This is a genomic window from Bacillus nitratireducens (genome assembly GCF_001884135.1).
Classification (GTDB): Bacteria; Bacillota; Bacilli; order Bacillales; family Bacillaceae_G; genus Bacillus_A; species Bacillus_A nitratireducens.
Genome location: NZ_MAOC01000081.1, coordinates 118,720 through 133,075 on the forward strand (window position 1 = coordinate 118,720; position 14,356 = coordinate 133,075).

General features: G+C 35.8%; 13 protein-coding genes. 9 read left to right on the top strand and 4 right to left on the bottom strand.

Features of this window, described 5'->3' with window-relative positions; all coding sequences use genetic code 11:
- Positions 1-30: 30 nt before the first annotated feature.
- Entirely contained in the window at positions 31-234 is a 204-nt protein-coding gene (gene sasP, locus BAU23_RS21950; protein WP_000013349.1) for a small acid-soluble spore protein, SasP family, read from the bottom strand.
- A gap of 426 nt (positions 235-660) precedes the next feature.
- Between sasP and BAU23_RS21955 the strand changes: the two genes are divergently transcribed.
- The gene (locus tag BAU23_RS21955; RefSeq protein WP_000510461.1) at positions 661-906 is read left to right on the top strand and encodes a hypothetical protein; all 246 of its coding nucleotides are present in this window, start codon (positions 661-663) and stop codon (positions 904-906) included.
- A 16-nt stretch (positions 907-922) separates the two neighbouring features.
- Here BAU23_RS21955 and BAU23_RS21960 read toward each other — a convergent pair whose 3' ends face one another.
- On the bottom strand, positions 923-2,383 hold the full coding sequence (locus tag BAU23_RS21960; RefSeq protein WP_071735157.1) for a YheC/YheD family endospore coat-associated protein: 1,461 nt from the start codon (positions 2,381-2,383) through the stop codon (positions 923-925).
- Between the two features lie 19 nt (positions 2,384-2,402).
- Positions 2,403-3,455: a YheC/YheD family endospore coat-associated protein gene (locus BAU23_RS21965; RefSeq protein ID WP_000242808.1), complete on the bottom strand. Its 1,053-nt coding sequence runs from the start codon at positions 3,453-3,455 to the stop codon at positions 2,403-2,405.
- Between the two features lie 134 nt (positions 3,456-3,589).
- Between BAU23_RS21965 and BAU23_RS21970 the strand changes: the two genes are divergently transcribed.
- The 6 genes from BAU23_RS21970 to BAU23_RS21995 all read left to right on the top strand — a co-directional run bounded on the left by BAU23_RS21970 (position 3,590) and on the right by BAU23_RS21995 (position 10,355).
- Positions 3,590-4,726, top strand: coding sequence for a DUF445 domain-containing protein (locus tag BAU23_RS21970; protein WP_033658275.1), 1,137 nt, complete (start codon positions 3,590-3,592; stop codon positions 4,724-4,726).
- 143 nt (positions 4,727-4,869) lie between these two features.
- On the top strand, positions 4,870-5,226 hold the full coding sequence (locus BAU23_RS21975; RefSeq protein ID WP_000164622.1) for a YlbF/YmcA family competence regulator: 357 nt from the start codon (positions 4,870-4,872) through the stop codon (positions 5,224-5,226).
- 223 nt (positions 5,227-5,449) lie between these two features.
- Positions 5,450-7,138: an acetolactate synthase AlsS gene (gene alsS, locus BAU23_RS21980; protein ID WP_000103526.1), complete on the top strand. Its 1,689-nt coding sequence runs from the start codon at positions 5,450-5,452 to the stop codon at positions 7,136-7,138.
- Between the two features lie 17 nt (positions 7,139-7,155).
- Positions 7,156-7,914 (top strand): alpha-acetolactate decarboxylase, encoded by a 759-nt coding sequence (gene alsD, locus BAU23_RS21985; protein ID WP_001099877.1) that lies wholly within the window; start codon positions 7,156-7,158, stop codon positions 7,912-7,914.
- Positions 7,915-8,115: 201 nt separating this feature from the next.
- Positions 8,116-9,195, top strand: coding sequence for a tetratricopeptide repeat-containing glycosyltransferase family 2 protein (locus tag BAU23_RS21990; RefSeq protein WP_071735158.1), 1,080 nt, complete (start codon positions 8,116-8,118; stop codon positions 9,193-9,195).
- A gap of 50 nt (positions 9,196-9,245) precedes the next feature.
- Positions 9,246-10,355 (top strand): glycosyltransferase family 2 protein, encoded by a 1,110-nt coding sequence (locus BAU23_RS21995; RefSeq protein WP_000958076.1) that lies wholly within the window; start codon positions 9,246-9,248, stop codon positions 10,353-10,355.
- Between the two features lie 180 nt (positions 10,356-10,535).
- On the opposite strand, the gene BAU23_RS22000 is transcribed toward BAU23_RS21995, so the two are convergent.
- On the bottom strand, positions 10,536-11,150 hold the full coding sequence (locus BAU23_RS22000; RefSeq protein ID WP_001148771.1) for a DNA-3-methyladenine glycosylase: 615 nt from the start codon (positions 11,148-11,150) through the stop codon (positions 10,536-10,538).
- A 134-nt stretch (positions 11,151-11,284) separates the two neighbouring features.
- Between BAU23_RS22000 and BAU23_RS22005 the strand changes: the two genes are divergently transcribed.
- Entirely contained in the window at positions 11,285-12,154 is an 870-nt protein-coding gene (locus tag BAU23_RS22005) for a Cof-type HAD-IIB family hydrolase (RefSeq protein ID WP_071735159.1), read from the top strand.
- A 385-nt stretch (positions 12,155-12,539) separates the two neighbouring features.
- Positions 12,540-14,356 (top strand): MSCRAMM family protein (locus BAU23_RS22010; protein WP_165615103.1); only part of this gene is annotated, 1,817 nt, incomplete at its 3' end.

Here is a 14,356-nt window from a genome sequence, read left to right on the forward strand (position 1 = left end):
TATGCCTTGAGACCTTTTTGCCATATATATTTATTTTTGGAATCCGCCAAGGCTTTGCTCAGCCATTGCAACTAGACGTTTTGTGATTTCTCCACCAACAGAACCGTTAGCACGAGCCGTAGAATCTGCTCCTAATTGTACACCAAATTCTTGAGCGATTTCGTACTTCATTTGATCGATTGCAGCTGTTGCTCCTGGTACTACTAATTGATTGTAAGAACTTTGGTTTGCCATAGGAATATATCCTCCTTAGAGTTATAAAAATTTTTTTGGTTGGACTAGCTGGATTTGAACCAGATTATCGCCCCGTTTGGCGCTAATCCATCGGTAATTAAGTTTGTACTCATAGTATGGATGTTACCTAGAAAGATATACAAAATAATAATTTGTAAATTTTGTAAAAAAATCTTCGCTATTTTGTAAATTATGAAATAAGAGTAATCGTTGTATTTTTAAGAAAGAAGGCTAAACTAAGAGCGAAATCATCTGCGTTTAAATTCTATATACAATCAGCTGTGCTTACAGCTTAGTAAAATAAAAATTAAATTGGTATCAACTTCATAGTTCTGTTTGAATCCGGGATGGGGCAGGAAAAGGTACTGACTGACCGCTCCTATGCACGGCTAGAATCTAAAAAGGATAACATATGGAGGAATCACGATGGGAATTTGCCCGCTTTGCAACGCATTAGAATCACAAACATATTCTTGTCAAAATTGCCAAGGTATACTCCAAGATTATGGGAAAACTGTAGATTACATAGACGATTATAGTGCGTATATGGATCAAGAATTATTGCGTGCAGTAGATGGTTTAACACATAGTAATTCACAAGAGTACTGCAATCATGTTTTTTATTGCGGGATGTGTAATGTGGAAACAGAGGTTGTAGTGAAACTTGTGTAAATAGAAAACTTCCACCTTATGAGTGAGGTGGAAGTTTTTGTTTTTTTATTTGTGAGTTAATCATAGGGGACGGGATATTGTCAGTGTTAGGTGCAGGATTTGATTGTATTTGAGATATTTTTTCTTTCGAATCGCGCAAAGAGTGTTCAGTTAAATAGATGGCATATTCATAAAATAATTGGCGCGTAAGCTCGCTTTGTTCTTTTAACTTTTCATCTTGGAATACAGTTCGCCCCGGTTTAGAATTTGCTTCAAATAACCACGGATTTTCTGCTGTATCTAAACCGATATCGAAACCAATCTCTCCAATGTTCCCGGTTACTTGCCCGTCAAGTGCATAGCTGATTTGTAAGGCTGTTTGTTTTAGTTTATTTTCAATTTGAACTTGCTTTGTTGAATCGGGAAATAGTTCTTGAAGTAATTTCGTATCACCGCCGCTATTTACATGAGTCGTTAAGCTACCTTTGCCGGCGATTTTTGCGACGATTGCACTGACTACCCAATTACCAAAATGGTTTTTATTTGTATGAATGCGAAAATCGACGGGTTGCCCTTCGAAGCGGAGCAATGAGATACCTTGTTGTACGATAAACTTTTTTAAATCATGTCCTTTTAACACATGGTTAAGAAGTGCTTCTAATGATTGATACTTTCTTAGTTTATTTTGGTCATTTTCACGATAACGACAATAGTAGCGATTTTCAGTTTGAGAATAGAGTATTTGATGAATGTTTCTTCCAAAGCTACCATGTATCGGCTTCATATAAATGTACTTATACGTACCGAGAAGTCGTTCTACTTGTTCAAAATGTTGAAATACTTCTGTTTTTGGTAAGAATGGTTTCATTGAATCTTCTTTCATTAGAAGGCGATGCACTTCCCATTTGTTGAAAAACCCTGGATTAAACCATGGAATCGCATAGTCGCATTCTAATCGTTTTTTTGCTCTTATGATAGGTTTGTAATTTTCTGCTTGGCGATTTGGTAAACGGTCGTAAATGACATTTGGTAAAGGGACTTTGTTTTTTACCCATTTGCTATCTTGAAAGAAGTACCCTTCAATTGTTTCCTCTTCCCAGTTTATATGTTGAAGGCCAAAGACAAATACAAATGGCTGCAATGTGAATGGTGGTGTTAATAATTCACCGAGAGAGATGGAACGACTCCCTAAAGGAGAATTAGAATCATCGTTAAAGCCAGTTGTGAAAATCCCGATTAATGGGCCGAAAACAATGGTTTGATTGTGTAAGAAGGCATGGATTGTTGCTGAATGCGGTAGTAAAAGATCGGCTGCAATCTGTTCGCCAATAATAATTTCTCGCGTGAATGAATAATGAATTTTAATATTCTCACATGCAATATAACGTAAGCCAAAGGAAAGGGATGTAATTGGCGGTGTAATAGAAAAAACGTAAGGTAAAGTAATACTATTTGGATGCTCATCTGAAATACTTAATGTATATATGTGCTCTTTCAACGGGGGTCTCCTCCTTTCGTTATGGTGTAAATCGGCTAAATTTTAATGGACCATGAAAAATTTGTTCAGCCAGTTCGTCGTTGTACCTAGTATAAACTTCGTAAGAAGGCATCGTATTAACGTACATAAGCCAAATGGCACCTTTTTGATCCATAATGGTAGAAAGCTCTAATTCAAATAATGACGAATAGGACTGATCTAGTGTTTTAAATACTTCATTTACAACATCATGCAAAGCATCTTTCAATAATTGAACACCAGTTGAAGAAAGCAAATATTTAATTTTGGAAAATGGATGTAGCATGGAACGCTCTGTTACGGAAAGTAAAAATTGTGCTGGGAATGAAGCTTTTTGTATGAATTGACCGAGCACTACCCAATTCTGTTCTTTATTTTTTTGCATAATAGTTCGAATATGAATCGGATATGATAGTTGATTTGGAGGATGTAACATTGGATGAATCATATAACGGGATGAGTGTATGTTCGATTGGCACCATGATATAAAGTCATCTGTCCGTTTGAATTGAGTAGAAGTACGATGCTGTTCATTTATTGTATCGATATGAAATGTTTTATGTTGGTAAGTGACTCGATATAAATTTTCATTAGAATGTATATTGATTGGTCTTATAATGATATCTCTTGTTTCTAGTAGTAATTTGAAAATTCCTTGTACCGTTCCTTTTTTTATTTTTGGAATGTAAGGGGAAAGACGTTTATTAGTAAGAAAAAGATTGTGTAAATCACTTGGATTAATAAGTGTGTTATTTAAAAAGGTAGTCGAGGAACGTTTGTGTAATGAATGAATAATCGATTTTGCTTGTTGGAATTCTTTATCTTCTTTGAAATGACAGCGATCATATATGTATGAAGGAATGGGAAAGGTTTGATCTATCCAATTTCCTGTATCTGTATCGTAAATAAGACCAGAAACAAGATCTGTCTTTGAATCAATGCTAAACGGTGTGAATTGAGCAACGACGTTATGATACAGACGAGCTCGCTTAGCGATTTCGGTGTAATACATTTGCTCGTGATGAAATTTAGAAGTTAAAAGACCAAGAACCAACGAAATCACTCCTTTGTTAACAGGATGTTTGCATAATAGGCGAAGCTATATATTGCAAATACATTTTTATACCATTATACTTTTGTCCGTATGACGATATGCTATAGTTTTGGAGAAGTGAAAGGTTGATTATGATGAATATATGGTTGAATATGTTAACAACGACAGGACTCGGGGCGATTATTGGAGGATATACAAATCATTTAGCAATAAAAATGTTATTCCGTCCCCATCGTCCGATTTATGTTGGAAAGTTTCAAGTTCCATTTACGCCAGGGTTAATTCCGAAGCGTCGCGATGAGCTTGCTGTTCAATTAGGGAAAATGGTTGTAGAACATTTGTTAACACCGGAAGGAATCGGAAAGAAATTAACAAATGAAGAGTTTCAAGCCAGTTTAATTCGCTGGGCACAAGTGGAAGTGGATCAAGCAATTACGAATGAACAGTCGTTACGACATATGTTAGAAAAATGGAACTTGGCACATGTAGAAGAAGAGGCTACTCAAAAAATTGAACATGTGATCACAGAAAAAATTCAGGCATTTTTAGCAGAGTACTATACATATACATGGGAACAAGCTTTACCTCATTCTATACATGAAAAAGTAGAGAATGCGATTCCGAATGTATCGGCGTTTATTTTAGATCGAGGAATTCGCTTTTTTGAAAGTGAAGAAGGGAAAGGTCGTCTTTCAAAAATGATTGATGATTTCTTTGCTTCCAGGGGAACGCTACTTAACTTAGTCGGAATGTTTTTAGGGAATGTCAGTTTGGTGGATCGAGTACAGCCAGAAGTCATTAAGTTTTTAGGACAAGATGGCACGAAAAAGCTTTTAACTGATGTACTGCAAAAAGAGTGGGAAAAGTTAAAAGGAAGAGATGTAAAAGAATTAGAAACGTTTGTAGAGAAAGAAATGATTGTGAAATCCATACTGTCAGCAGTTAAAGTAGAGGAAACAGTGAGTAAATTTTTAAATCAGTCTGTGCAGCAAGTATGTGAACCAGTTCGAGAAACAATCATTGAAAAGATCGTCCCAAGTGCAGTAACGAAAGGCTTGAAGTGGGGAACAGAAAATGTAGAGAGTATACTAAAGAATTTACACCTTGCGGAAATTGTCCAACAAGAAGTTTCTACATTTTCAACGGAGAGATTAGAAGACCTAGTTCTGTCTATTACGAAAAACGAATTGAAAATGATTACGTATTTAGGGGCATTATTAGGAGGAATGATTGGACTTGTGCAAGGGGTGTTACTTCTGTTCCTTAGGTAATAAAAGCGAATACATAGAAATAAAAGTGAAATTTCTTCACATCTCTTGCATAGTTTGATATGGTAAGAAGAGGTGCGTATGTAAATGCACTTAAAAGGCAGTGCGAGCGAAAAGCGCTAGCCTTCTAAAGGAGGAAAAATAAAATGACAAAAAACATTCATGATGTTGCATATGAATTACAAAAAACAATCGCTGAAAACGAAGATTTCCAAACTTTAAAAGCAAGCTACGCAGCAGTACAAGGAGATGCAGAGTCAAAGAACTTATTCGATGAGTTCCGTACAATGCAACTTGGCCTACAACAAAAAATGATGCAAGGTCAAGAAATCACTGAAGAAGATAACCAAAAAGCACAAGAAGTTGTAGCTCGCATTCAACAAGATGCTAAAATTACAAAGTTAATGGAAACTGAGCAACGTTTAAACATCGTTATCACTGACGTTAACAAAATTATCATGAAGCCACTTGAAGAATTATATAACGCGCAACAACAAGCGTAATAAGAGAAGACGCTCCTAGTATAGGGGCGTCTTTTTTATTGTGGCGAAATGTAAGGGTTTTCCTTTTGTTTGTCAAAAAACTGTCAAATCCATATCGTTGGAAAAATAATGCATTTGTACTATAATGATAATCGAGATATATTACACTATGTTAATTAATGTGGTGAAGTATATAGAATAAAAATCTTTATTACACACATTATGAAATAAAGGGATGATTAGTTTGAGTACAGGTGTAAAAGCAAACGACGTGAAGACAAAAACAAAAGGAGCAGATCTTGTTGTTGATTGTTTAATTAAACAAGGTGTTACACATGTTTTCGGTATTCCAGGAGCAAAGATTGACTCTGTATTTGATGTACTGCAAGAAAGAGGACCAGAGTTAATTGTTTGTCGTCATGAACAAAACGCAGCATTTATGGCAGCTGCTATTGGTAGATTAACAGGAAAACCGGGTGTGTGTCTTGTAACTTCAGGACCAGGGACATCGAATTTAGCGACAGGTCTTGTTACTGCGAATGCGGAGAGTGATCCCGTTGTTGCTTTAGCTGGTGCGGTTCCACGTACGGATCGATTAAAACGTACGCACCAATCTATGGATAATGCTGCACTATTCGAACCAATCACAAAATATAGCGTAGAAGTAGAGCATCCTGATAATGTGCCAGAAGCGCTATCAAATGCATTCCGAAGTGCGACTTCGACAAATCCAGGAGCTACTTTAGTAAGTCTTCCGCAAGACGTTATGACTGCGGAAACGACTGTAGAGTCTATCGGTGCACTTTCTAAGCCACAGCTTGGAATCGCTCCCACACATGAAATTACATATGTAGTAGAAAAAATAAAATCAGCGAAATTACCAGTTATTTTACTCGGTATGAGAGCGAGCACAAATGAAGTGACGAAAGCCGTTCGTGAATTAATTGCGGATACAGAACTTCCTGTTGTTGAAACATATCAAGCAGCTGGCGCGATTTCACGTGAGTTAGAAGATCATTTCTTCGGCCGCGTTGGATTATTCCGTAATCAACCAGGTGATATTTTACTAGAAGAAGCAGATCTTGTTATTTCTATCGGTTATGACCCAATTGAGTATGATCCGAAATTCTGGAATAAACTTGGAGACAGAACGATTATTCATCTTGATGATCATCAAGCAGATATCGACCATGATTACCAACCAGAGCGTGAATTAATTGGTGATATTGCTTTAACAGTAAATAGCATTGCAGAAAAATTACCGAAACTTGTATTAAGTTCGAAATCAGAAGCAGTTTTAGAACGATTACGCTCGAAATTATCAGAGCAAGCAGAAGTTCCAAACCGTGCTTCAGAAGGTGTTACGCATCCACTTCAAGTCATTCGTACACTTCGTTCTTTAATTAGTGACGATACAACCGTTACATGTGACATCGGTTCCCATTCTATTTGGATGGCGAGATGCTTCCGTTCTTATGAACCACGTAGACTATTATTTAGTAACGGTATGCAAACGTTAGGTGTTGCACTACCTTGGGCAATTGCCGCTACTTTAGTTGAACCGGGTAAAAAAGTTGTTTCCGTGTCAGGTGATGGTGGTTTCTTATTCTCTTCGATGGAATTAGAAACAGCAGTACGTTTAAATGCACCGGTTGTCCATCTCGTATGGAGAGACGGTACGTACGATATGGTTGCGTTCCAACAAATGATGAAATACGGCAGAACATCAGCTACAGAATTTGGGGATGTTGATCTTGTGAAATATGCGGAAAGTTTCGGGGCGTTAGGTCTTCGTGTTAATACACCAGATGAATTAGAAGATGTATTGAAAACGGCATTAGAAGCAGACGGTCCTGTCATTATTGATATTCCAATCGATTACCGTGACAACATTAAATTAAGCGAAAAACTATTACCGAACCAATTAAATTAATGGGGGGCATGAGTGAGATGAATGTTGCGCAATTAATTGATATTGATGCAAAAAGAACGAAAACGAGTAATGAAGTATATCAAACATCTACAATGCTTGCGCTATTAGATGGTATATATGATGGTGTTATTAACTTTGAGGAATTGAAAGAACGTGGTGATTTCGGCATCGGCACATTTGATCAATTAGATGGTGAAATGATTGCGTTTGATAATGAGTTTTACCATTTACGTTCAGATGGTTCAGCGGAAAAAGTAGAACTGGAAGAAACAACACCTTTTGCGACTGTAACGTTTTTTGAAAAAGAAATGAGTTATACGGTAGAGCGTCCGATGAATCGTGAAGAAGTTGAAGCGTTATTACATGAATTAATGCCAAGTAAAAATTTATTTTATGCGATTCGAATGGATGGTACGTTCCGTGAAGTAAGAACGAGAACCGTTCCAAGACAAGAAAAACCGTATACGCCGCTCGTTGAAGTGACGAAATCACAACCGATTTTTTCATTTAAAGATACAGAAGGTACACTTGCTGGATTTTGGACACCAGATTACGCGCAAGGTATTGGTGTAGCTGGTTTCCACTTACATTACATTGATGATGAGAGAAATGGTGGCGGACATGTTTTCGATTATGTTGTAGAAAACTGTACGATCCAAATTTGCCAAAAATCTCATATGCATTTAGCACTTCCGGAAACAGCTGATTTTATGGCAGCTGAATTATCGAGAGAAAACTTAGAGAATGATATTGCGACTGCGGAAGGTGCGGAGTAAAAGGAATCGAAATCATGTATTCTTTATATAAGAAACGAAGTCTTGTTTAGGCTTCGTTTTTTTTATTGATGCACAATCTTCTCGTGAAGTCACCCGTACCGCCTCACTATGTTTCATTTGTAAAATGAAAACTCAATTTTGAAGCAAAAGAAATATAAATTTCTCCCCAAACATATACATCAAAAGGATAGGGGGGATATGATGGGAAACTCGATTACTATTAGTTTATGCATGATTGTAAAAGATGAGGAACAAACTATATCGAAATGTTTAGAATCGGTCAAAAGTGTTGTGGATGAAATTATTATTGTAGATACAGGTTCCACAGATGCTACAAAAGAAATTGTGAAGAAGTATGACGCGAAAGTTTATGATTTTCAATGGATTGAAGATTTTTCAGCGGCACGAAATTTTGCATTTTCTAAAGCTACAAAAGAATATATCCTTTGGCTAGACGCAGATGACATAATAGATACGGAAGATATAAAGAAATTTCTACAGTTAAAAAGTACGTTAGATCGTAGTACGGATGCAGTATCTATGAAATATTATTTAACTTTTGATATAGAAGGAAATCCAACACATTCTTTAAGGCGATATCGATTAGTCAAAAGAAGTAGAAATTTTCAATGGCATGGATTTGTTCATGAATATTTAGAGGTGTATGGAAATCTTATAAATAGTGATGTAGGGGTAAGTCATAAAAAAATAAAAGCATATACTAATCGTAATTTAAAAATATATGAAAAACATCTTGAGAGTGGCAAAGAATTTAGTCCTCGTGATGTGTACTATTATGCAAATGAATGTAGGGATCACAGATTATTTGATAAGGCTGTTGAGGGGTATTCTAAATTTTTAGATGAAGAAAAGGGTTGGGTTGAAGATAATATTCAAGCTTGTTTAAAAAGAGCCGAATGTTATTTGGAATTGGGGGACTTAAAAAAATCTATACAGTCTTGTTTGCAATCATTTACGTATGACACGCCTAGAGGAGAACTTTGTTGCCACTTAGGACGTGTGTTTTTGCAACAAGGGGAATATTCTAAAGCGATATATTGGTACCATGCAGCAATTGACGGGCCACGACCAAAGGATTCTCCATTTGTCCGGGAAGAGTGTCATACATGGTTGCCGCATATTCAACTATGTATTTGTTATGATCGAATAAAAGAATATGAAAAGGCAATTTATCATAACGAACAAGCTGCACAGTTTATACCTAATAATCCAAGCATTGAATATAATAGAAAATATTTTGATAGTTTATCAAAAAAATAGTATTGAATAATACTAGATGATCATTTTGGCTGTTGAGAGGAGTTTGATTCATGCTCACAAGTATAATTATATTGACTCATAATCAATTACAATATACAAAAGAATGCATCCAAAGTATTAGAACTTATACAGTGGAACAAGAGTATGAGTTAATAGTTGTGGACAATGCGTCAACAGATGGTACTGTAGAATGGTTACAAAAACAATCGGATATTATGCTAGTGGAAAATGCGGAGAATATGGGTTTTCCAAAGGGATGCAATCAGGGGATTAAAGAGGCAAAAGGTGATAATATTCTATTATTAAATAATGATGTGGTCGTAACTGAAAATTGGCTAAGCAATTTAATTCGGTGTTTATATGAAAGTAAGGATACTGGAGCGGTAGGGCCGGTAACTAATAATGCCGCTTACTATACCGCTATACCAACCTTTTATAAAGATATTGAAGGAATGCAGAAGTTTGCAACTTTATATAATCAAAGTGATAAAGATAAATGGGAAGAACGTATGAAATTAATCGGATTCTGTATGCTGATAAAAAAATCAGTGTTAGATGAAGTTGGATTATTAGATGAACGATTTACACCGGGGAATTATGAAGATGATGATTTGTCACTAAGAATGTTTGAAAAGGGATATAAATTGTATTTATGTAAAGATACATTTATTCATCACTACGGAAGTGTATCGTGGAGAGAAGACAGTGTTAACTTTTCCGTAGTTTTACATGCAAATAATATAAAATTGTATGAAAAATGGGGATTTTATGGTGAAGGTTTATACATTCATTGTGATTTACTAGCGATTTTAGAGCGATTTGCGCCTGATAAAGTAAATATTCTTCATATAGGAGCTGGATGTGGTGCCACTTTATTAAAAATAAAAGGGTGTTATCAGGCAGTTTCTTTATTCGGAGCAGAAAGTAATGAAAAAGCGGCAGCTCTTGCAAATAGGGTAGCTCCTACAACTTCTGCTGCGTATGACAAGTTACATGAGGTATTTACAGATGAAAAATTTCAGTACATCCTACTATCACATCCCATTGAGCCAGCGAAATTACCCCATGTCATACAATCTATGTCACAACTTTTAACGCCAACAGGAACTTTCATTATGTCGAAATTCAATTTGGATAATTATTATGCATTAAAAAAATAATGCTTTTAAGATTTTCTCTGTGGAGATGAACTGTATTTGGAAATGTTGGAGGAACAACGGTTTCTTTTATAGAAACAAAACCGAAATCCGAGCCCGGATTTCGGCTTTTCGACGTGTGATGAATTATGAAAAAAAGAGCTATCCTATAAGTTGGTTTCACTTACTTATAGGATAGCTTCTTTACTTTGAAACAAACGGATGCTGTTCATAATAAAACCGCCATGGGTAGTGAATGGCTTCTTCTGCGTAATCAATATTAATACGAGGGCCAGCTATTATGTTATGTGTGGATGATAAATGTTCTTCTTCCGGAACTAAATCAATATGCAATGTATCACTTTGTAATGATACCCCGCGTTCTTCTAAAGTGATTCCGAGTGCGCGGCATAGTTTTCCAGGTCCATTTGTTAAGTTTTTATACTGCTTATTCGTAATATCGGTTTTGTCGTAGCGCGCTAGTTTCATGTCTTCGATTCCGTCTATAGGCTCAAGAGCACGAATGAGAATTCCTTGCGGGGTGCCGACTGGTGCTGTAATTACGTTAAAACAATGATACATACCATAAATAAGATATACGTAAGCATGTCCGGGTGCACCGAACATTACTTCTGTTCGATCTGTTCGTCTGCCGCCGTAACTATGTGCGGCCTTATCATCTGGACCTTTGTATGCTTCTACTTCTACAATAATTCCGCTTCGTTTTATTCCATCCACAATATGAACAAGTTTATGTCCGAGTAACTTCTTTGCGACTTCTAACGTATCGCCTTCATAAAAAGAAGGTGGTGCCTGCATTGTACTATCTCCTTTGCTGGTTGTATATGTATATAGTAAACCAAATTTTGAGTAGTAATTCTAACTCGTTCTATTTGCTACATTTATTTCATAAATTATGGATAGAGTACAACAGCGAAGAGGGGGAGTGCGACATGATTTATCGCTTACTAGCTCTTAATATAGATGGGACACTACTATACAACAACGGAAAAATCGCAAAAGGATTACGGGAAACAATTGAATTTGTGAAAAGAAAAGATGTATACGTTACATTATTTACGAATCGTAATTTTCAATCGGCTCATAAAATTGCCAAGGCGTTAAAATTAGATTCTATATTAGTTACACATGGCGGAGCTTTCGTTTCAGCATCGTTAGATAAGCCGTTCGCTCAAAGGAGATTATCTGAAGAGAAAACGTTTAATATTGTGCAAGTGTTAGAGCACTTTGATTGTAATGTTCGTATTTCTCATGAACGGTTTTCAATTGGGAATCGTGAGAGAAATACACCAAACTTAGTTGCGCGTACTGTATTATCGAGCGCAGATCCGTTATTTTATCCAGTTCAATTTGTAGATTCGCTAGGGGATGCACTGCGTGATCATCCAGTAGCTGCACCAAAAATTGATATTGTTTTCCATACGAAAGGTGAAAAAGAAAGAGGGATGAATACGTTAAGAAAGGCATTTCAAGATGTAGAGTACGTCGATTGTGATGCGAGGCGTATAGAAATTCTCCCACAAAATGTATCAAAACTACGTGGTTTACAATTACTTGGGGAGCATTTAAATATTCACCTTAGTGAAATGGTTGCGATTGGGGATAGCATAGAAGATTTAGAGGTAATTGAAAATGTTGGGCTCGGGGTAGCGATGGGGAACGCGCCTGTAGAGTTAAAGCAAGCAGCTGACTGGATTACACGTTCTAATACTGAGAACGGCGTAGAATATATGATTAAAGAGCATTTTCGTAAGCAATTTCCGCTTCCATTTTTGAAAAATCATAAAAATACACCGAAATGATGAAAGAAAAACGTAGCTTTTTGGCTACGTTTTTTTGAACTTATTAAAATGAATGAAAGCATTTTAAAATGTGAATTGTGTATGAAGTCTATACAATTCACTTGAATACTCTAGGAAAATGTTGTAAAGTGGATGATGTTGCCAAAGTAGTTACACCACGTGAAATATTCTTCAGATTAATTTTATTGGGCTCCCGTACGTAAAAACATTTCCACATGATAGTTTAGTTCATGTATTATTTCAAAAATGAATTGTAGTAATTTTATTAATTAGTTGTAGAATTTCTTTGTTTTATTTAAATGGATTATTTTAAGTTAATGTGAGTAAGACTTGGTACATATAAAATGTGCTTCTTTTTGTGGTTTTAAAAAGTTTAAAAGGGGGAATGAATTTCTTGAGGAAATCATTTAATCAAAAAGTAAAGAAAATAAGTAGTAGTTTAATAGTTGTATTACTAGTATGTATGAATTTTTTAATCCATTTACCATTTAAAGCAGAGGCGGCTACAACAGAATTAAAAGGTTTAGGTGACGTATCTTATTACAACGCCATCATTTTTGGAGATCATAGTGCAACAAGTGCGGATATTGAAGGTGCGATGGCTGTTCAAAAAAATATGAACGCATCAAGTTATACAGTCTTAGCGGCTGCAACTGGAGCGAACAACTTAGCTGGAGCAACATGGGTAGATGAAGGATATCCATCGTTATTATTAGGTGGTCAATTTACGAAAGCGGGAGCAGGACAAGTAATTATCCAAGATGGAACAGTGGCGATGACAAAAGACGGTGACCCAGAAGGCGCAATGAAAACATCATATGACCGTATCGCTTATAAAGAGCAAGCGGAGATTGATGCTAAATTTAAAGAATTTAGAAAAGACGTTGATGGCGTAATTGGGGATGCGGGCCAATTACACACTGATAAACCAAAACCGAATATGAGCTTTGGAATTGGTGAGGATGTAAAAAATCCTAATATTTATGTTTCTTCAGGGTTAACAGGAGAGAAAACGTTTGATGTAAAAGATGTTTTTCTTCCGAATGTAGATAACAAAGATTTTATTGTTATTTACTCAGATGCGGAAACAGTTAATTTTGCTAGTGGTGCAATTTTGTATGATACAAGAAATACTGGGATGGCAACAGACTTAATTAATACATCTCAAGCATATGATCCTAATTCATCTTTTACTGAGTTAGCTAGTAAGGTCATTTGGGTGTTCCCTAATGCTACAAAGATAACAACTAAAGGATATGGTGTAGTAGGTAGTGTGTTTGCGCCTAATGCTGTTGTAGAGACAAAAGGTGGTTCTATTAATGGACAAGCCTTTGTTGGAGGATTACACCAAAGAGATGGATTTGAGGTTCATAATTTTAAATTTAACTGGCCGAAGTGGAAAAAGCCGGCAGCTGAAAAAGGAAATTTACAAATTAAAAAAGTTGATGAAAGCGATGAAAACATTGTTTTAAAAGACGCAAAATTTGATGTTATAGACAAAGAGAATAATGTTGTGGCTACTGTTACAACAAACGAAAAGGGTATTGCGGAAGTTAAAGATTTACCACTTGGTGACTATTTTGTAAAAGAAATTAGTGCACCAGAAGGATATATAAAAGTTGATACACCAGTAAAAGTAACAATTGATAATACAAAGGTAATTGAAATTGTTATGAAGAATACGAAAAAAGTAGAGAATGGTCAATTTAAAATATTGAAGAAAGATAGTGAATCTGGTCAACTTCTACCAGGTGCAAAGTTTGATGTTATAGATAAAGATGGGAACGTTGTCGAAACAATTATTACAGATGGTAAAGGTGAAGCTTTATCGAAACAACTTCCAGTTGGAACATATACATTAAAAGAAGTTGAAGCACCAAAAGGTTATGAACTATCATCTAGTTTAGTTCATGTTGATGTAGCTGCTAATAAAACAGTGACTGTAGATGTGTTGAATAAAAAGATCGTTGAAAAAGCTACAGGTCAATTTGAAATCGTAAAAGTAGATGCAAATGATAAAGAGAAACTATTATCCGATGCAGAATTTGAAGTGTACAAAGATGGTAAAAAAGTAGATACGTTACGAACAGATAAAACAGGTAAAGTAATATCTACGAAATTAGAACCAGGAAAGTACACATTAAAAGAAACGAAAGCACCACAAGGATATAAGTTGTTAAAAGAAGAAATTGAAGTCGTTGT

Bases quoted from the DNA above. Each gene is read 5' to 3' on its own strand.
- BAU23_RS21975 (WP_000164622.1), top strand. From the start codon at position 4,870: ATGACAAAAAACATTCATGATGTTGCATATGAATTACAAAAAACAATC.
- BAU23_RS21990 (WP_071735158.1), top strand. From the start codon at position 8,116: ATGGGAAACTCGATTACTATTAGTTTATGCATGATTGTAAAAGATGAG.
- BAU23_RS22000 (WP_001148771.1), bottom strand. From the start codon at position 11,150: ATGCAGGCACCACCTTCTTTTTATGAAGGCGATACGTTAGAAGTCGCA.
- BAU23_RS21995 (WP_000958076.1), top strand. From the start codon at position 9,246: ATGCTCACAAGTATAATTATATTGACTCATAATCAATTACAATATACA.
- sasP (WP_000013349.1), bottom strand. From the start codon at position 234: ATGGCAAACCAAAGTTCTTACAATCAATTAGTAGTACCAGGAGCAACA.
- alsD (WP_001099877.1), top strand. From the start codon at position 7,156: ATGAATGTTGCGCAATTAATTGATATTGATGCAAAAAGAACGAAAACG.
- BAU23_RS21970 (WP_033658275.1), top strand. From the start codon at position 3,590: ATGAATATATGGTTGAATATGTTAACAACGACAGGACTCGGGGCGATT.
- BAU23_RS22005 (WP_071735159.1), top strand. From the start codon at position 11,285: ATGATTTATCGCTTACTAGCTCTTAATATAGATGGGACACTACTATAC.
- BAU23_RS21955 (WP_000510461.1), top strand. From the start codon at position 661: ATGGGAATTTGCCCGCTTTGCAACGCATTAGAATCACAAACATATTCT.